The 18,633-nt window shown below is 37.8% G+C and carries 14 protein-coding genes; 7 read left to right on the plus strand and 7 right to left on the minus strand.

Annotation, left to right across the window (positions count from 1 at the left end; all coding sequences use genetic code 11):
- Nucleotides 1-259 precede the first annotated feature (259 nt).
- Entirely contained in the window at nt 260-3,253 is a 2,994-nt protein-coding gene (locus BUA72_RS21350) for a zinc-dependent metalloprotease (protein WP_072925098.1), read from the minus strand.
- A gap of 126 nt (nt 3,254-3,379) precedes the next feature.
- A complete protein-coding gene (locus BUA72_RS21355; RefSeq protein WP_072925099.1) occupies nt 3,380-5,008 on the minus strand; it encodes an acyl-CoA carboxylase subunit beta in 1,629 nt (542 codons plus the stop codon).
- Nucleotides 5,009-5,401: 393 nt separating this feature from the next.
- On the opposite strand from BUA72_RS21355, the gene BUA72_RS21360 reads away from it, so the two are divergent.
- From BUA72_RS21360 to BUA72_RS21370, 3 genes are read left to right on the plus strand one after another with little or no spacing between them, the layout of a single operon-like run.
- Nucleotides 5,402-6,286: a DMT family transporter gene (locus BUA72_RS21360; protein WP_047454605.1), complete on the plus strand. Its 885-nt coding sequence runs from the start codon at nt 5,402-5,404 to the stop codon at nt 6,284-6,286.
- Between the two features lie 17 nt (nt 6,287-6,303).
- Nucleotides 6,304-7,386 (plus strand): putative type IX sorting system protein PorV2, encoded by a 1,083-nt coding sequence (locus BUA72_RS21365; protein ID WP_034729849.1) that lies wholly within the window; start codon nt 6,304-6,306, stop codon nt 7,384-7,386.
- Nucleotides 7,387-7,409: 23 nt separating this feature from the next.
- Nucleotides 7,410-8,165 (plus strand): hypothetical protein, encoded by a 756-nt coding sequence (locus tag BUA72_RS21370; RefSeq protein WP_072925101.1) that lies wholly within the window; start codon nt 7,410-7,412, stop codon nt 8,163-8,165.
- A 51-nt stretch (nt 8,166-8,216) separates the two neighbouring features.
- Here BUA72_RS21370 and uvrC read toward each other — a convergent pair whose 3' ends face one another.
- Nucleotides 8,217-10,016 (minus strand): excinuclease ABC subunit UvrC, encoded by a 1,800-nt coding sequence (gene uvrC / locus BUA72_RS21375; RefSeq protein WP_047454611.1) that lies wholly within the window; start codon nt 10,014-10,016, stop codon nt 8,217-8,219.
- Between the two features lie 261 nt (nt 10,017-10,277).
- Nucleotides 10,278-11,039: a hypothetical protein gene (locus BUA72_RS21380; protein WP_072925103.1), complete on the minus strand. Its 762-nt coding sequence runs from the start codon at nt 11,037-11,039 to the stop codon at nt 10,278-10,280.
- A 136-nt stretch (nt 11,040-11,175) separates the two neighbouring features.
- Here BUA72_RS21380 and hutH point away from each other — a divergent pair, with 136 nt between their 5' ends.
- From hutH to BUA72_RS21400, 4 genes are all read left to right on the plus strand, one after another.
- Nucleotides 11,176-12,666: a histidine ammonia-lyase gene (gene hutH / locus BUA72_RS21385; protein WP_072925105.1), complete on the plus strand. Its 1,491-nt coding sequence runs from the start codon at nt 11,176-11,178 to the stop codon at nt 12,664-12,666.
- A 6-nt stretch (nt 12,667-12,672) separates the two neighbouring features.
- Nucleotides 12,673-13,134 (plus strand): DUF2059 domain-containing protein, encoded by a 462-nt coding sequence (locus BUA72_RS21390; protein ID WP_052202529.1) that lies wholly within the window; start codon nt 12,673-12,675, stop codon nt 13,132-13,134.
- Nucleotides 13,135-13,231: 97 nt separating this feature from the next.
- Nucleotides 13,232-13,678, plus strand: coding sequence for a GNAT family N-acetyltransferase (locus BUA72_RS21395; RefSeq protein ID WP_072925107.1), 447 nt, complete (start codon nt 13,232-13,234; stop codon nt 13,676-13,678).
- A gap of 117 nt (nt 13,679-13,795) precedes the next feature.
- Nucleotides 13,796-15,289: a S8 family peptidase gene (locus BUA72_RS21400; protein ID WP_072925108.1), complete on the plus strand. Its 1,494-nt coding sequence runs from the start codon at nt 13,796-13,798 to the stop codon at nt 15,287-15,289.
- Nucleotides 15,290-15,436: 147 nt separating this feature from the next.
- Here BUA72_RS21400 and BUA72_RS21405 read toward each other — a convergent pair whose 3' ends face one another.
- From BUA72_RS21405 to BUA72_RS21415, 3 genes are all read right to left on the minus strand, one after another.
- Entirely contained in the window at nt 15,437-16,606 is a 1,170-nt protein-coding gene (locus tag BUA72_RS21405) for a carboxypeptidase-like regulatory domain-containing protein (protein ID WP_072925110.1), read from the minus strand.
- 54 nt (nt 16,607-16,660) lie between these two features.
- Nucleotides 16,661-17,488: a 4,5-DOPA-extradiol-dioxygenase gene (gene ygiD, locus BUA72_RS21410; protein WP_072925111.1), complete on the minus strand. Its 828-nt coding sequence runs from the start codon at nt 17,486-17,488 to the stop codon at nt 16,661-16,663.
- A gap of 160 nt (nt 17,489-17,648) precedes the next feature.
- A complete protein-coding gene (locus BUA72_RS21415) occupies nt 17,649-18,161 on the minus strand; it encodes a YceI family protein (RefSeq protein ID WP_047454627.1) in 513 nt (170 codons plus the stop codon).
- Nucleotides 18,162-18,633: the final 472 nt, after the last annotated feature.

The raw sequence follows: 18,633 nt of genomic DNA on the forward strand, positions 1-18,633 counted from the left end.
CCTATTATATTCAATAGGAGCGGGCTTTAGCCCGCTTACAATGTATACAACGCAAAAGGCTTTAGCCAAAACTTAGACTTCAGGGTTTTCCATCTATTCTCTTTCCACAATTAAAAGGTATCTGCTCAATCTGGAATATCCGCGTGAGATATTCATTACCGTTAATAAGCTTAATTCTTATTTACTCTTATACTTTAAGATGCATAACAAAAAAAGATGGCCCTTCGACCATCTTTCCTTACTGTATCTATAAATAATATTATTTTTTAATAACAGTCGTTGTATAGATCAGACCTTCTTTATCGAAAAGTCTTACTACATAAGATCCTGCTGAGTATTCTGTGAAATTGATGGTTCCTGAATATTTCTTTTTACCGGTCATATTTCTTCCGGACATATCATATAGTTCGTAATGAGTAACCTGTTTGTCGGTAATCACAGAAAGAATATCTTTTACCGGATTAGGGACGATTTTAATATCACTAACATTCTGATATTCCTTTGTGCCCAAGCTTGAAGTAAGTGTTAGTACTCTGGAATTTTTACTTTCATTTAAGCAGATATTTAAAGCAACAAGTTCACTGATACTTTTTCCAACAAAGCTTGATACATTGGCTGTACTGATATAAGAGATTCCTTTTACAGTAAAAGTCCCTGCTGGAAGAGAAGTAAAGTTTGCTGTAGGACTTACTGCCTGAATTTTACCAGTTGAATTATTAATGGCAACAAATGTGTAGCTGTAACCTGCAGGTGTTGTAGCAGTTTCATACAAACTTCCAGGACCGGCTGATGTAAGGGTATAACTGGTTGCATTCGCTGGATTGGAAAAATTTGAAATCACAAAGTAATAATCAACTCCTTCATTTAATACTACAGCTTTTGCAGATGTTACAGAGGTATAATTTGAGCCGTTATAATAAGCATTTGAAGTTAAAAAGTTAGCCAGTGTAGCAGGATTTCCTGAATGTACGGACGTAATCAGGAATCCGGATGATTTGGAGAAAACATATGAACCGGTTTCCGTAACTCTGAATTTGAATGTATTGGTTACAGAATTACTGCTTGCAGAAACAGGAGCTGTCATTCCAGAATTGCTGTAAACAATAACGTTGTTCGTACTGGTGCCTACATTATAGACAAAAGTTTTAGAAGTATATGCTGCATCTGCCGCTGGTGGAGCGGTCATATTAAGATTAGATGCAGGGCTGCCAGAAATAGTTGTGGTTGCGGTCTGTGGAGTTATATAAGTGGAATAAGCTGCACAGTCCGATGTAATGGTGAAATTATTATCAGAAACATCAAAGAATTCAGCATTAGGATTGATTACGCCTACTACTTTCACTCTTGCTTTATCAGTAGATGGAATATAAGGAATAGTAGCACTATAGCTGCCATTATTCAGAACATTGGATCCTAATGTATAAGGAAACGATACTCCTCCGTCAATAGATAGCAAAATATCAACATTACTTTTAATTGTATTGGTATTATTAACATCCCATGTTACGGTCATATTTGCATTGGAAGCTACGGAAATACCTGTAGCATTCGGATATGAAACAGTTAATGGTCCATTGTTACTAACAGTTACTATGATTTCATCAGAATCCAGTCCTCCGTTTGTGGCATTATTATCTCTCACGGTAAAACGGAATTTCATATTCCTTGCCACCAGAGGTAGCGCTTCAGCGTCATTCGTAGGTGGATTGTTTTGATTATTCAAGACAAACTGCATCTTTGGAAAATATCTTTCTGTAGTTGAAACCGTTTGTTCAGAACGGAACAGTGGTGCAGTCGTACTGTTGACGGCGGTATAACCACCTGTTCCGGTAATCGTGGAACCGAATGCTCCCTTATCATTAGCTGTAGCCACATCCGCCTGTTCCCAGGTATAAGACAGACTGCTGTCATTAGGGTCAGAGGCGACACCTTTTAATTTGAACGGTGTATTTTTCGGGATGGTAATATCTACTCCGGCATTGGCAGAAGGAGCCTGGTTGATACTGGCTACAATAGTATAACAGTTGGCAGGAGTTTGCAGATAAGCTAGAATTTGATCTAAACTTTTTGCATTAAAATAACTTAGATTATTATTTCCTGTATTGGTTTGATTATTGGGGGTTGAGCAGTTGGTGGAATATCCCATAAGCGTTGATCCGCCACCCGGTTCAATAGCTGCAGCTGCATTCCATCCGCTTGTACAGAATGTTGGGCTTCCGCTGCTTCCTCCCACTGCATTATAGGTGTGTCCTGCAGAGAATTGGTGACCCATTTCATGCGCAATTAATCCGGCAACAATCCCCTTAGGCATTGTAAGGGCCCATTGGCTCCATGCTCTTGACTTTGAAGTATTGTTACATGGTTGCGGACCAGCCTGGCCCTGAGCTCCGCCACTGCTTAGAATATTGAATGTATGTCCTATATCATATTTATTATAAACTAAAGTCGTATTGGTATTCAATGTATTAAAACCGGTTTGAGAATTGGCTGCACTGGCAAAAGAAGGATCCACAGTGAATGGATCTGTTGCAGGATCAGTAAATATCAGGGTTTTGTTAGTGGTATCAGCGATAAGGCCGAACGTTACGGAAACCTCAGATTCATAAATTTTATTAATCAGGTTGACCATATTGACAGCTTCTGCCAAAGCATCATCCGTATTTCCTGCGAAGGCCTGGGTAAATTCACCGGTCGTAGCAACCGCCAGTCTGAATTTTCTGATCTGGTTTCCAAATGGAAAATTGACCGCTGATTTTGAGTTTAAAGACTGTTTAACTACTGCTAATTCCTTAATCACATCATTTTCTTCCACACCACAGGTAAATCTTTCATCAAATGTAGAGAAAGCGTTGTATATCCTGTACTCGCCGGGAGATGTTTTGTAAGGCTCTACAATAAAATAACCCTCATCATTTTTAATAATCGCATTAAAGTGATCTTTAAAGACAGATAGTTTTAAAGAAGAACTGCGATCTTCACTCACACCGTCAAAAGTAAGGATTGAATTAAGCCTCTGTTCTGTAAGACTGTTCTCACTTAGATTAAATCTTATACTTTTCCCATTTTCTGCAGGAATATTGATCCAGACCTTTGAGATTTTTTCTTTTTTTAATCGGCTTGACTGAAACTGAGTTTCAAATCTTTGAAAGTCAAAAGGGAAAACGCTGCCTGGTAAGGACGTTTCTTTTGAAATGTTCTGTCCCCAAAAAATGTTAAAAACAATTAATAGGAAAAAAGTTAATTTAGTTTTCATAATAAAGTGATTCTTTTTATAAAGTTAATAAATAAAAAGCAACGGCAATATGAATTGTTTATCATATTGCCGTTTTATAAGGTTTATTAAAAAAATAAACTCAATTTTTATATATTGTGAATATTTTTATACCTGAATAACTCCTAAGTTAAATTTTTCCGTAATTGGAGCGTGATTCGCTGCTTCAATACCCATAGAAATCCATTTTCTTGTGTCTGTAGGGTTGATAATAGCATCCGTCCAAAGCCTTGCAGCTGCATAAGTAGCTTCTGTCTGCTTTTGATATCTTTTGGTAATGGTATCCAAAATTTCGTTGTGCTCTTCTTCAGTAATTTCTTTACCCTGCTTTTTTAAGGTAGACTCCTGAATCTGAACTAAAACTTTTGCTGCCTGAGATCCGCCCATTACAGCAAGATCTGCCCAAGGCCATGCTACGATCAGTCTTGGATCATAAGCTTTTCCACACATCGCGTAATTTCCGGCTCCGTAAGAATTTCCTGTAATGATCGTGAATTTTGGAACTACAGAATTAGAAACGGCATTCACCATTTTAGCCCCATCTTTAATAATACCACCGTGCTCAGATTTCGAACCTACCATAAATCCTGTAACATCCTGAAGGAATACCAATGGAATTTTTCTCTGGTTACAGTTAGCGATAAATCTTGTTGATTTATCAGCAGAATCCGAATAAATGACACCTCCGAACTGCATTTCACCTTTTCCACTTTTTACAAGTTTTCTCTGATTCGCTACAATTCCTACGGACCAGCCGTCAATTCTTGCGGTAGCACAGATGATGCTTTTACCGTAATCAGGTTTATATTCTTCGTATTCTGAATTATCAACTAAACATTTAATGATTTCGTAAGTGTCATACTGTTCCGCTCTTGAAACAGGAACAATACCGAAAATATTATCCGGATTTTCTTTTGGAGGAAAACTTTCTATTCTGTCGAATCCAGCTTTTTCAGTACTTCCAAGAGATTTCATGATGTTTTTGATTCTGTCTAAAGCATCTTTGTCATCTTTAGCCTTATAATCTGTCACACCTGAAATAGCACAATGCGTAGTAGCGCCCCCCAATGTTTCATTATCAATAGTTTCACCAATGGCTGCTTTTACAAGGTAACTTCCGGCAAGGAAAATAGAACCTGTTTTATCCACAATCATCGCTTCATCACTCATAATAGGAAGATAAGCTCCTCCTGCTACACAGCTTCCCATCACCGCGGAAATCTGAATGATCCCCATCGAACTCATTTTAGCATTATTTCTGAAAATTCGTCCAAAATGCTCTTTATCAGGGAAAATTTCATCCTGCATAGGAAGATAAACACCCGCAGAGTCTACCAGATAAATGATCGGAAGTTTGTTTTCCATCGCGATTTCCTGTGCTCTCAGGTTTTTCTTTCCGGTAATCGGGAACCATGCGCCTGCTTTTACAGAAGCATCATTCGCCACAACCAGACATTGTCTGCCTGAAACATATCCCATCACCACTACAACTCCTCCGCTAGGGCATCCGCCATGTTCTTTATACATTTCATAGCCAGCAAATGCACCGATTTCTATGGAATCTGAACCTTTGTCGAGAAGATATTCCACTCTTTCTCTTGCTGTCATTTTTCCTTCGTCGCGAAGCTTTTGAAGCCTCTTTTCACCGCCTCCTTTTTTTATTTCAGCGAGCAATTGATTGAGATCGGATAATTTTAATCTATTTTGATCTTCCCGTTTGTTGAATTCAAGGTCCATAAAATTTCAATTTTTTACGCCTAAAGATACTATTTTTATAAAGAATACGCACTGAAGTAAAACAAGTGTTTAATATATTGGTTCTCAGAAATTTGTGAATTTTTTAACAAAAAATTATTTTTAAATTACTGATATTTTTTCTAACTTTACTACAGAGTTAAAGGGATCATATTCCCTGCTAAATACTCTAAGTTCCTAGTTTATTTTTTTAATAGTTTATTATTTGAAGGCCCTGAACGTTGAACAAATTTTCAGGGTTTTTTATATCTCATAATAAGTAGATGAACTGAATTTTACATTTTCTGCTTTTTATTTCACTAAACTTATCTTTTTAGCACTATTTCTAAATGCTATTTGTAAATTTGCCTGTTAAAAATTTATAGAAGTTAGGATATGCAAAAATTAGCACTTTTCAGGTTGCATTTGATTGTTTTTTTGTGGGGGTTTACTGCAATTTTGGGAAAACTGATTCAAGCCAATGCTCAGATTCTCGTATTTTACAGGATGCTGTTTGCGGCCATATTCCTATTTATATTTATCAGGATCTATAAAAAAGAGAGTATAAAAGTATCGAAGAAGATCTTTTTTCAGCTGGCCGGTATCGGTTGTGCCATGGCGCTTCACTGGTACTGTTTTTTTTATTCCATTAAAGTATCGAATGTTTCCATTGCATTAAGCTGCCTCTCACTTTCTACTTTATTTGCTTCTATATTGGAACCCATTATTTTTAAAAGGAAGATCGATATATCAGAAGTGATCATGGGTGTCGTGATTGTTGCCTGTATTTTACTGATTTTTAAAACGGAGTTTCATTTTAAAGAAGGGATCATTTATGGGATCCTCTGTGCTATATTTGGGACCATCTTTTCTGTTTTTAACGGGAAGATGTTTGGAAAAACGAGTTCCGGAAATATTATATTTTATGAAATCTTCTGCGGATGGCTGGTTCTTGCTCTATTTTATATGGGTACAGGACAGATTTTTCACATGGATGAAATAAACTACAGAGATCTGGCGTTAATATGCTTGTTGGCCAGTGTTTTCACAGCGTTTCCAATGTTGGAATCTGTAAACCTGATGAAGTATATTTCGCCGTTTACTCTAATTTTAACAGTTAATTTAGAACCTGTTTACGGAATTATACTAGCTTTTTTTATCTTTGGGGAATCAGAAGAAATGAGTCCTGTATTTTATGGAGCTTCAGGCGTTATGATACTGGCAATCATTGTCAATGGATTGATGAAATCCAGAAAAACTAAAAAACTAAAAAAACTTTAACTAAGCATCAAATTTATATGATGAAGAAATATTTTTTACTTGCATTTTCACTGCTGTTTGGGCTGTCTCAATCTCAGATCATAAGAAAATACTCCAATGAATTTCTAAATATCGGAGCTGGAGCAAGAGGACTGGCCATGGGTGGAGCTGTAATTTCCAATCAGGACGATGTATACGCCTCGATGTGGAACCCCGCAGGTTTAATGGCCATCGAAAGAGACTGGCAGGGCGCAGCAATGCACGCAGAATATTTCGAATCTATTGCGAAATATGATTATCTGGCCTATGCAAAAGTACTGGAAGAAGGCGTATTCGGAGTTTCTGTAGTCAGATTAGGGGTAGACAATATCCTGAACACTACACAGATGATCGATTCAGAAGGAAATATTGACTATGATAAAATCACCAAATTTTCCCAGTCTGACTATGCAGCGATCCTTTCCTATGCATTTCATCCTGCCGGAAATCCTAAATTGGATGTAGGGGTAAATGCTAAAATTGTTTACAGAAACGTAGGGAAATTTGCCAACGGTTATGGTTTTGGTTTTGACATTGGTGCTATTTATAAAGCAGACAACGGATGGAAATTCGGGGGTATGTTGCGTGATGCAACGACCACTGTCAACTTCTGGAGCATCAATCAAAAGGAGCTTTCCACAGTAGTAAACGGAGAAGAATTTAACCCGGCGCCAAAAGATAAAATGGAACTTACCATGCCTAAACTGAATGTTGGGGCCAGTAAAATATTCAATATCAACAGCAGCCTTTATGTATTACCGGAAGCCGGGATCAATGTGGATTTCGCAAAAACGGCAGCTTTGGTTTCTACAGATTTTGCCAGCCTTACGCCTTACGCAGGGGCTGAACTTGGATATCAGAAAATGATCTTCGTAAGACTTGGGGTAAACAGATTCCAGTCGATTACAGATATTGAGGACTTAAAGAGAAAAGTTTCTTTCCAGCCGAGCGCAGGTATCGGGATAAAATACAGAGGGCTTACCTTGGATTATGCCATCACCAATTCAGGAATAGGAGGATCTAATTTCTATTCTAATTTTTTCTCTCTTAAATTGGATATGGGAGCATTCAGAAATGATTAACTTTGACATGTAATTTAAAAGCAATGAAAAAAATTTCAGTATTAGCATCTTTCTTTTTGGTAACGGCTGTTTTTGGACAGAAAGTTTCTGATTATAAATATATTTCCGTTCCGGAGAAGTTCAAAGATTTTGAAAAAGACTCTTACGGGCTTGACACGGCTTTAGCTAAGGCTTTGACAACCAAAAAGTACACAGTGGTAAGGGGAATGAAAGAATGGCCGGCCGATGTAAAGGAAAACCCATGCCGTATTTTATCTGCCAATGTTTTGAATGCCAGCAGCTTTTTAAAGAATAAAGTTCTTATTGAAGTGAAAGACTGTAATGAGAAAATTATTTTTTCTTCTAAAGGAACTTCCAACATTAAAGACTTTAAAGAAGGATTTCAGGATGCTCTTAAACAGGCTATCATTACCGTTCCAGTTTCATATCCTTCAGAAACAGTCTTAGCAGTAGTAAAAGCAGAACCTGTAGCCAAATCATCTGTAAGTACAAATGATACTTCTGCTTCTGTACCTGTTTCAGAAAACAAATCAGGGAAGTATTCAAACGGAAAGTGGAATCTTCAGAAAATTCAGGTAGACAATAATCAGTTTATTCTGGCAGACAGCGGAAGTTCTGTACCATTCGCTGTTTTTAAAACTTCTTCAAAGAAAGATGTCTTCAGAGTGAAACTTGCAGACGGAAGCTATACTATCGGTTATTTTGAAAATGGAAATATCATCATTGATATGCCACAATCTAATGGAGAGTTTTCTAAAGAAGTATTTTCATCAAAATAAGAATACGTTATCAATAATATATAATCCTTAATTCCATGAGTTAAGGATTTTTTATTGGTCAGTACTGTTGAAATATTCCCAGATCACCTTCGCTTTACTTTTTCCCAGAATTTCCTCCAACGTTTCCATACTCGATTCCCGGATGCGTTTAACAGATTTCAATTTGGAAAGTAACAATTCAATCGTTTTTTCACCCACACCCGGAATTTCCTCCAGCTCAGATTTGATGGTCGAGTTTTTTCTTCTCGTTCTGTGGTGTTTGACTCCGAAACGGTGAGCTTCGTCTCTTACCCGCTGCAATATCTTTAAGGTTTCTGATTTTTTATCCAGATACAATGGAATAGAATCTTCAGGAAAGAATATTTCCTCCAGCCTTTTCGCAATCCCTACAATCGTAATTTTGCCGTAAAGTCCCAATAATCTCAGACTTTTTACAGCAGAAGAAAGCTGTCCTTTTCCACCGTCTATCAGGATCAGCTGAGGAAGATCTTCCCCTTCATCTAGCAGTCTTTTGTAACGTCTGTAAATCACTTCTTCCATAGTAGCAAAGTCATTGGCTCCTTCTACTGTTTTCGGATGGAAAATTCTATAGTCGGCTTTGCTTGGTTTTCCGTCTTTAAATACGACACAGGCAGAGACAGGATTTGTTCCCTGAATGTTCGAGTTATCAAAACCTTCAATATGTCTCGGTTCTACAGGCATTCTCAACAGTTTCTGCATTTCTGCCATGATTCTGTTGGTATGTCTTTCAGGATCTACAATCTGTACCTGTTTCAATTTTTCCAAACGGTATTCCTTGGCGTTTTTCTCGGAAAGTTCTACAATCCTTTTTTTATCACCTACTTTGGGAACAATCAGTTTTACATTCGGGATCTCTACCGAAAGATGGAACGGAAGTAGGACTTCTTTAGAATCAGAGCTGAATTTCTGGCGGATCTCAATCAGAGCTTCTTCCATAATATCTTCATCGGTTTCCTCAAGGATTTTTTTAATTTCGGTGGTAAAACTCTGGATGATATTTCCGTTCCGGATTTTGAAGAAATTCACATAAGCAGCTGTTTCATCACTGGTCATTCCGAATACATCCACATCATCAATATTTGGGTTGACCACCGTATTTTTAGCCTGATAATCTTCTAAAATATCCAGTCTTTCCTTGATGATCTGTGCTTCTTCAAACTTCAGGTTTTCTGCATGTTTCATCATCTGATTCACCAGATATTCCTTTGCTTTCCGGAAATCTCCTTTGATAATTCCACGGATAGCATCGATCTTTTCATCATAATCTTCTTTGCTTTCCAGATCCTCGCAAGGCCCTTCACAGTTTTTGATGTGATATTCCAGACAGACTTTATATTTTCCTTCGTCTATTTTAGCAGGCGAAAGATTCAGATTACAGGTTCTGAGCTTATAGATATGCTTGATGGTATCCAGTAGAATCTTTGCAGGACGTACTTTCGCGTAAGGTCCATAGTATTCAGATCCGTCCTTAATCACATTTCTGGTGAGAAAGATTCTAGGAAAGTTCTCGTTTTTAATGCAGATCCATGGGTAGGTTTTATCATCCTTCAACAATACATTGTAAAAAGGACGGTGTTCCTTGATCAGGTTGTTTTCCAGTAAAAGAGCGTCGTATTCACTGTTTACGATCGTCGTTTCCAGACGGACAATCTTTCCTACCATTATTTTAATACGGTAGCCTGGAAGGTTTTTGTTGAAGTAGGAGAGAACCCTTTTCTTTAAGTGTTTGGCCTTTCCTACATACAGCAATTGATCGTTTTTATCATAATAACGATAAACGCCTGGTTCTGATGGTAAAGTTTTAAGCTGTAATTCTAAAGAAGGATTCATATAACAAAATTACGGAATCCATCCGGGATTTAAAAGAACAAAAAAACTGCAGAATTTTCTGCAGTTTTATGAGGTATGTTTAAATTAGATCCGGGTTTGAGAGTCGGAGCGTTTTAGGGGTTGAAAGTTTTGACATGGAAATTTCAGATCTTGTAGTATTGAAATCTTACATCTACCCAAAAAATTCACCATTCACTTGCGAAGCAAAATTCACGATTGACTCTTGGTTTGCTCATCCCGAACTCAGATTAAAATTAAATTCTATCCGTTGCTCATCGCAGTGTATTCATTGATCAGGAAGCTTAGATAGTCCCACTCAACAGAGTTTTTAGGATATTTCTTCATGAATTCTGCATTGTCACCAAAAAGGAAATCGTAATTATCCTCGAAGTCATCTTTGTGAAGCCACATGACCTTATCTCCTTTCTTTACATAATAAGATTTGATAACGCCACCACCAAGCTGTGGAGAACCCATCATAGAAAAACCTCCGGTTTCTTTAGCTCTAGGATCATGATAGACAGAAATAATATCACTGAAGTCAGGGTTGATCAGCTGCATCAGAAATTCCTTATCATCTTTTTTGTTTTTCAGAGAAACGGTTTGATTGACGAAATGGATTCTGCCACCCGCTGTATTCTTTGTTAGTTTTTTGGTACCGAAGTTTCTGATGTTTCCCATATACTTTCCAACTTTTGCTATTTTTTCAGCATTGGTAGGGTATACATACATTTCGTTGATCTGTTCAGCATTAAAGACTTCATTCTTTTTTGTGATGCTGTCTTTCAGTGAGACTTCATAAATCTGTCCCTTTTTTGTTTCGATCTTGCCACAGAACCCTTTATGAGAGCTTCCGTCTTTTAAAACAATGGTTGATGTTTTCTTAGGAGACGGTGTATTAAAACCCTCGTTGAAGAGATAAGTTTCCATTTTTTTGATGTCTTCTTTGGCGTATTTTACTTTCTGGGCGAAAGTGGCTGTACCTGCCACACATAACGTAAGCAGTAGAGTTTTAAGTTTCATAAGTTATTGATAATTGTTTTTAATTTTGGCGGTAAAAATAGCAAATTAATTGACGTATTGGCAGAAAAATGTAAGACCGTGAAATTTAGCTTTTACAATTATCGTTAAATGCGTAATTTTAAGGAAATTTTTAGAAATGATATACGGTGTAGATGTTTTCACTTTCCATGATGTTCTGGAAATCTGTAAAAAACCAAATAAAGCTAAACTTAATAAAGTAGCCAAAGAACAGATCCTAAAATCTCAGAAAAACGTTCAGAAAATAGTAGAATCCGATAGATGTGTCTATGGGATCAATACGGGTTTCGGCCCCCTTTGCGATACTAAAATATCTGCTGACGAAACTGCCCAGCTGCAGTATAACCTTATTATTTCCCATGCAGTAGGTGTAGGAAAACCTATCAATAAGGAGTTTTCCAAAATCATGATCATTGCCAAAGTTCATGCTTTGTCTAAAGGTTTTTCAGGAGTATCTCTTGAAGTGATCGAAAGACTGATCCTGATGCTTGAAAAAGATATTATTCCGGTGGTACCTGAGCAGGGTTCTGTAGGGGCATCCGGAGATTTAGCTCCTCTTGCTCACCTTGTATTACCATTGCTTGGATTAGGGCAGGTTTGGGAAGGAGATGAGATCTTCGAAACTCTGGAAGTTTTAGAAAGACATGGTCTTGAACCGTTGGTATTAGGCCCGAAAGAAGGTTTGGGATTGATCAACGGAACCCAGTTTATTCTGGCTCACGCGATCAAAGGTTTGGAGAAATTTGAATATTTACTGAATCTGGCAGATATGACTGCGGCTATGAGTATTGAAGCGTACAGAGGTTCTGAAAGCCCGTTCAAAAAAGAACTTCACGAGATCAGACCTTTCGAGGGAAGTAAAAAAGTGGCGGCAAGAATGGTTAAGTTTTTAAAAGGTTCTGAAAACATGAAAGCGCATGAAGAGTGCGAAAGAGTGCAGGATCCTTATTCCATGAGATGTGTTCCTCAAGTGCACGGTGCCAGCAGAAATGCTTTTGAGCACCTTAAGCTGATGGCTGAAACAGAGCTAAATTCTGTAACAGATAACCCAATTGTACTAAGCGCCGAAGAATCTATTTCCGGAGGAAACTTCCACGGACAGCTGATGGCACTTCCATTGGATTATGCTACACTGGCTGCTGCTGAATTAGGAAATATTTCAGACAGAAGAAGTTATTTACTGTTAGAAGGAAAATACGGACTTCCAAGATTATTGACGGAAAGCTCAGGACTGAATTCAGGATTTATGATTCCTCAATATACTTCTGCGGCTTTGGTTACGGAAAATAAAACATTGTGTTTCCCGGCATCGGCAGATTCCATTCCTACAAGTTTAGGACAGGAAGACCACGTTTCTATGGGAAGTATTTCCGGTAGAAAATTCAATCAGGTTTTAGGAAATCTGGTGAATATCTTATCTGTGGAATTAATGTTTGCAGCGCAGGGATTAGAATTCAGAAGACCTTCCAAATGTTCAAAGATCATCGAAGAAAATTTTACCATCATCCGTACAAAAGTGAAGAAGCTGGAAGATGACAGACTGATAGGAAAAGATATGCTGGCGATTGCAGAACTTATTAATGAAAGAAAATTCAAGGTTGAAGTTTAATTGAAAATGAGAAAATTAACCATCATTGTAAGTCTTTTTGCTGGAACATTTGCTTTCTCTCAGGCTTCTGAAGCTAAGGTTCGGGAACTTATTAAAATTACGGGTGCAGATAAAATGGCTATTGCTGGAATGCAGCAATCCATACCCGAGATTAAGAAGGAGTCTCCCAATATTTCTGATGAATTTTGGAGTGAATTTATGGCAGAAGTAACAACTGATAGAATAACTGAAATGTATATTCCTATATATTCTAAATATTATACAGAATCAGAAGTTGATGAGCTTATCAGGTTCTATAAGTCTCCTATTGGCCAAAAGACCCTTGCTGTATTACCAACTATTATGAAAGAAAGTGTAGAAGCAGGGCAAAAAATGGGACGGGAGATAACAATCAAAGTGAAAGAAAAACTTGATAAAAAAGCAGGCTATCAAAGCCCACCACCACCGATGCCAGAAAAAAATAAGTAAGACAAATAAATCCCAAGCTTCCTCTCACCGGGGAAGCTTTTGTATTACACCCCAATTTTTAAATTTTTAAATCAGTTAAATCCTTAAATCCAAAAAAATGTCCATCACCAGAACAGATTCCTCCCACATAGATTTTCAAAATTTAGTTAAACTTCTCGATGCTGATCTTGCCATCCGTAATGGAGATGAGCATTCATTCTATGATCAGTTCAATAAAATTGACAATATCAAAAACTGTATCGTGATCTACATTGATGAAAAGCCGGCAGCATGTGGAGCATTCAAAAAGTTTTCTGAGGATACGGTAGAGATCAAAAGGATGTACACTCATCCTGATTTTAGGAAAAGAGGTCTGGCTACAGCAATTGTACAGGAACTGGAATCCTGGGCCAAAGAATCAGGTTATGCAAAAGCCGTTCTGGAAAGTTCACTTGAACAGAATGAAGCCCTTTCCGTCTACGAGAAAAGTAGGTATTGCAGAATTCCTAACTATGGGCAGTATATCGGTATCGATAAAAGCGTCTGTTATGAGAAAATATTGTAAATTTTTCATAGGGTAGCAGTAAGGATTCATATTCTTGTAATAGTAAATTCATTTTTTCTAAGCTTTTAATTCCCATCAAAGTGTTATATTGGGAGTCCAAACCATACAATTAAAACTATGAGAAAAAGTGTATTTTACCTACTGGCACTGTTTTTTGTCATGAATTCATGTACCAGCGACCAGCTTCAAAATGAAAATCCCACCATTGAAAATGTTCAGAAAGATCCTTTAACAGGAAAACAGATCAACGCAGAAATTAACAGCTCGATCAAAAATACCGGATCTTTCAACTGGAAAAATGCTTCCGATCATTTGCTTTGGAGTGCCATTTTCAGAGGAAACAGAATGGTGTCCATCGGATTCGGGTCTTCAAAGGATGATTTTGACAGAAGCCTTTCTGCAGACAGTAAAACCATGGAAGCTGAAGTTCTGGATCTGATCAAAAAATATGAAAATGCCAGCCAGGAACGATTTCTGATTGCTTCAGATCAGTATCTTAATCAGATAGATGTCATCGTAGAAAAAGAGGAAACGATTACAGCCCTGAGAAAGATGAAAACCATCAGATATGTAGAACCGGGAGACTATCATTATTTTGAAATAGAAAACGGGCTTAATCCCAACGCAAAATCCAGCGGTTCTTCATCAGGATGCGGCTTTGAATCTACCGCTTTAAATGCTGCAGATTATACGACTACAACCCCTAATGCTAAAGTGCCGTGGGCTTTTACCCAGCACAATATTCCTAACGCATGGAGTCACAGCACAGGAGCCGGAGTTACGATAGGCCTTATCGATACAGGAGTTTCACCGGAACAGACCTTACTGGGGAGCAGTTTTAATACCGGCGCTTCTTCCGGAAGAACGATCAACAAGTTCGGATCATATGTAAATGGTTCTACTACAGACGGACCGGCAGATCAGTGCGGCCACGGAACAAAAATGGCTTCCGTAATGGCAGCTCCGAAAAATAATGCAGGACTTCCTGTAGGTGTGGCTTACAATGCCAATCTGATCACTTACCGTGCGGCTTCCAATGTGGTACTGGAAACTTCCAGCGAGCAGAATGGAGTGAAAACAGCATTTACAGATCTGGCCAATAATACCAGTGTGAAGATTATTTCAATGTCAATGGGACATATTTTCTCTGTCGGAAAAATTGAAGACGGAGTGAAATATGCTTATTCTAAAGGAAAATTGATCTTCTGCGCAGGAGGTACTTCTACCAGCTTTACCAATTTTGTAGGAGTTATTTTCCCTGCAAGTATGTCCGAAACACAGGCTGTAACCGGGGTAAAAGAAGGAACGTCCAACCAGAAATGTGATGTCTGCCATTCCGGAAGTCAAATCGATTTTACGTTCCAGATGGAAAGAGCGAACGGAAATACAGTTCCTGTTTTAAGTTATTATAACAATCAGTCTGATTATGTAGGCGGTTCATCAGTGGCAACAGCAGCTACGGCTGGTATTGCAGCTCTTGTGTGGTCTAAAAATCCTTCATGGACGAGAGATCAGGTACTAAATAAAATGAGACAGTCTGCAACTTATTATCCTACCGTCAATTCAAGCTACGGGTACGGAAACATCAATGTTCTGAAAGCGGTACAATAGAGTTATAAGTAATCAGTAATGAATAATGAGTTTCAGGGGTATGAGTACGAAACCCGCATCCCGAAACCCGCATCCCGAAACTTTACGCTGAGATTTATTCCTTAAACATCCAGGCTGTCTCTTAATAAAAATATCAAAGGGAATATCTCAGTCTCCCAGCTGATAATCTAACGGAAGTAGGTTTTCAATTTTATTTTTTGTAAAATCACCTTCGTTGATGAGCTGGTCCGGATTGGAGATATTCCCTTCTTTTGTTACTTCAAAGACTTCACCTTCAGGATGCAGATAGGAAGACAATGTAATGGGTAATCCCTCTTTAATAAATTCCTTTCCCTTAATTTCATAAAAATATTTCTGATAGTTCACCTGCAGCATATCTTTAAAACTGAACAGTACCTTCCCATCTTTTCTTTCCACGTACGCGGAATCAGGGATTTGTGTTTTTACAATCGCCAGTGCATAAGGTTTCTGGCTGTTTTTTCTCCGGGAAATATCACTTATGTTTTCGGGTATTTTTAGCATTGCCGAACTTTGTACGATCTGCTTAAAATCATCAAGTATTTTCAGTTCTTCTTCCGTTGGATATTTCGGGTTGGGAACTTTTACCACATGATTCACAATAAACTTTTCTTTTGGGATTTGATTATTGTAAATGCTTCTGAAAAAATGAAGCAGACTTCCGTCGTAAGCATTCATCCGGTTAAGTTTGATTTTATCAGTGCTTTTTGTTTCCTTGAAAAAACTTGTCCCCGTATAATTGACCATGCGGGTATTAAAATCTGAGGAATAACTGATCAGATTGTACTGAATCTCATATCCCAGATTTTTATTTTCTATGATTAAAGTATTCGGAGCTTTTACTTTCAGGAATTTATTCTTTTTATCGTAAGAAAACTTCAGCGATTTTTGGTTCTTGATCGTTACGTGTTCACGGTCACTGCCGATAAAAGTTTCCAGAAAATAATTGATATAACTTCTGTAAGCTTCCGGAGTATAGGGAACCAGCCTGATTTCTTCAATAGCAGTGGTTTTAGTCAGAACCACTTTCAGGTTTTTATTGATAACCTCTGAAGCGGCGGTAGTAAAAGTTTCAAAATCGTCCTTCTGAAAAACGACATTTCCCAAAGTCGTAGAAGAAATACTGAGACTGAAGGTTCCATCTTCTTTTGAAATAGTTCCCGTTTTAGTTCCGTCAATATAAATATTCACACCGGGAATGAGATTGCCGGTATCACTGACTACACGGCCTTTAATAATCTGCCCGGTTACAAAATACAAAGGGAGAATAAACAAAAATAGTAATATCGTTTTTTTCATGGTAAACAATATTACTAAATTTCTAGTGATAAAAAAAAGACTCTTAAAACAGGTTTATCCAATCCTTATACTTGTCATACTTAAAGATCCACCGATCAGTTCATCATTAAATAAAGACAGATTCTCCGCTTTATCTTTTAAGCCTAATGAATAGATCAACGGAAGGTAATGATCCGGTGTAGGAACAGCATACTGAAGGAATGTTCCCTGTTTCTGATATTCTATGATATTCTGGAAATTTCCGTCCAGAAGCCAGTTATTGGTCTTTTCTCTTGCTTCTATAGCCCAATCCCAGCCGGCGCCTACTGTATCAATGTTTTTCCAATCAATTAGGCGGAGGTTATGTACAATATTTCCGCTTCCGATGATCAGAATACCTTTTTCACGAAGTTTATTAAGCTTTTGAGCCAGGTCAAAATGATATTGCGGAGGTTTTGTATAATCGATGCTCAGCTGGATCACTGGAATATCAGCATTAGGATACATATGCTTGATCACCGACCAAGCGCCGTGATCAAGTCCCCAGTTATGGTCTTCCTCTACCAAAGCCGGAGCTAAAAGTTCAACTGTTTCTTTGGCCAGTTCCGGGCTTCCCGGAGCAGGATATTGTACATCAAACAAAGCCTTTGGAAAACCGCCGAAATCGTGGATGGTTCTCGGCATATCCATCGCAGTGACATAAGTTCCCTGCGTGTACCAGTGTGCGGAAATACAAAGAATCGCATTAGGTTTTGGAATCTCCTGTGCTGCTTTTCTGAATCCCTGTACAAACTGATTTTCTTCAATAGCATTCATCGGCGAACCGTGCCCGAGAAATAAAACGGGCATTCTTTGGGTATTTCCAAAATTGTTGCTGATGTTTTGCAGATCGTTGAGGTTCATAATGAGGTTGTAATTAGAAAAAGGTTCAAGGCTTTTAGAAAAATCCCTGAACCTTTTTATGTTATGAATTGGATATTTTTTTGTTTAATAGGATTACATCCTATTTTTGGTTAAGTCGCCACTTCGTGGCTCCCTTTCTACGCCAAAAAATCCGTTTTTATTATGCCTGTTTTACAAACTGTAATTCTCCGGCGATTTTTACGTCTTCGCTTACCATTACGCCTCCTGCTTCAAGAGCTGCGTTCCAGTTTAGTCCAAAATCTTTTCTGTTGATTTTTCCTTCAAAAGAAAAACCTGCTTTTGTATTTCCCCAAGGGTCAACGTTGATTCCACCGAAGTCTACATCTAAAGTGATTGGTTTTGTAACACCGTTTACCGTAAGGTTTCCAGTTATGGTATCATTTAAAGCCTGAGATTCAAATGTGATAGACGGATATTGTTCTGCATTGAAAAATTCAGCAGATTTTAAATGATTATCTCTGTCTGTATTATTGGTGAATACAGAATCAGTCTGAATCGTAGCCGTTGTTTTAGCGTTGGTGAATGTATCATCGTCAGCTTCAATTTCAGCATTGAATGTTCTGAAGTTTCCTTTGATGTTAGAAATCATCATGTGTTTTACTTTGAAAGTAATTTCACTATGCGTTGGGTCTAGGTTCCATTTTGTTGCCATTGTATTGTATTTTTTGTTTGTTATTGATACTGCAAATGTAGGACAGAGAACATATACGGGTCATTGATTTAGGATAAGAAATGATTTTTTGTGTGAATTTGAACTGTGAAAGGTGAATTTTGCTTCGCAAGTGAATAGTCATTTATTGAGATTGAAAAATTCACGATTGACGGTTCATAATTGACAAAATGTTTCCTGTGAAAGGTCAATTTTGCTTCGCAAGTCAATAGTCAATTATTAAGGTGGACAAATTCACAATTGACCATTCATCGTTGAAACAATGTTTGCTGTGAAAGGTCAATTTTGCTTCGCAAGTGAAATGTCAATTGTTTGCGGTTGTAAAATTCACTATTGACGATTCACCATTCACACAATATTTCCTGTGAAAGGTCAATTTTGCTACGCAAGTCAATAGTGAATTATCGCGGTAAAATTCACAATTGACCATTCACCTAATTTCCTACCATTAAGT

The organism is Chryseobacterium sp. OV279 (assembly GCF_900128945.1).
Classification (GTDB): Bacteria; Bacteroidota; Bacteroidia; order Flavobacteriales; family Weeksellaceae; genus Chryseobacterium.

Bases quoted from the DNA above. Each gene is read 5' to 3' on its own strand.
- BUA72_RS21350 (WP_072925098.1), bottom strand. From the start codon at position 3,253: ATGAAAACTAAATTAACTTTTTTCCTATTAATTGTTTTTAACATTTTT.
- BUA72_RS21355 (WP_072925099.1), bottom strand. From the start codon at position 5,008: ATGGACCTTGAATTCAACAAACGGGAAGATCAAAATAGATTAAAATTA.
- BUA72_RS21360 (WP_047454605.1), top strand. From the start codon at position 5,402: ATGCAAAAATTAGCACTTTTCAGGTTGCATTTGATTGTTTTTTTGTGG.
- BUA72_RS21365 (WP_034729849.1), top strand. From the start codon at position 6,304: ATGATGAAGAAATATTTTTTACTTGCATTTTCACTGCTGTTTGGGCTG.
- BUA72_RS21370 (WP_072925101.1), top strand. From the start codon at position 7,410: ATGAAAAAAATTTCAGTATTAGCATCTTTCTTTTTGGTAACGGCTGTT.
- uvrC (WP_047454611.1), bottom strand. From the start codon at position 10,016: ATGAATCCTTCTTTAGAATTACAGCTTAAAACTTTACCATCAGAACCA.
- BUA72_RS21380 (WP_072925103.1), bottom strand. From the start codon at position 11,039: ATGAAACTTAAAACTCTACTGCTTACGTTATGTGTGGCAGGTACAGCC.
- hutH (WP_072925105.1), top strand. From the start codon at position 11,176: ATGATATACGGTGTAGATGTTTTCACTTTCCATGATGTTCTGGAAATC.
- BUA72_RS21390 (WP_052202529.1), top strand. From the start codon at position 12,673: ATGAGAAAATTAACCATCATTGTAAGTCTTTTTGCTGGAACATTTGCT.
- BUA72_RS21395 (WP_072925107.1), top strand. From the start codon at position 13,232: ATGTCCATCACCAGAACAGATTCCTCCCACATAGATTTTCAAAATTTA.
- BUA72_RS21400 (WP_072925108.1), top strand. From the start codon at position 13,796: ATGAGAAAAAGTGTATTTTACCTACTGGCACTGTTTTTTGTCATGAAT.
- BUA72_RS21405 (WP_072925110.1), bottom strand. From the start codon at position 16,606: ATGAAAAAAACGATATTACTATTTTTGTTTATTCTCCCTTTGTATTTT.
- ygiD (WP_072925111.1), bottom strand. From the start codon at position 17,488: ATGAACCTCAACGATCTGCAAAACATCAGCAACAATTTTGGAAATACC.
- BUA72_RS21415 (WP_047454627.1), bottom strand. From the start codon at position 18,161: ATGGCAACAAAATGGAACCTAGACCCAACGCATAGTGAAATTACTTTC.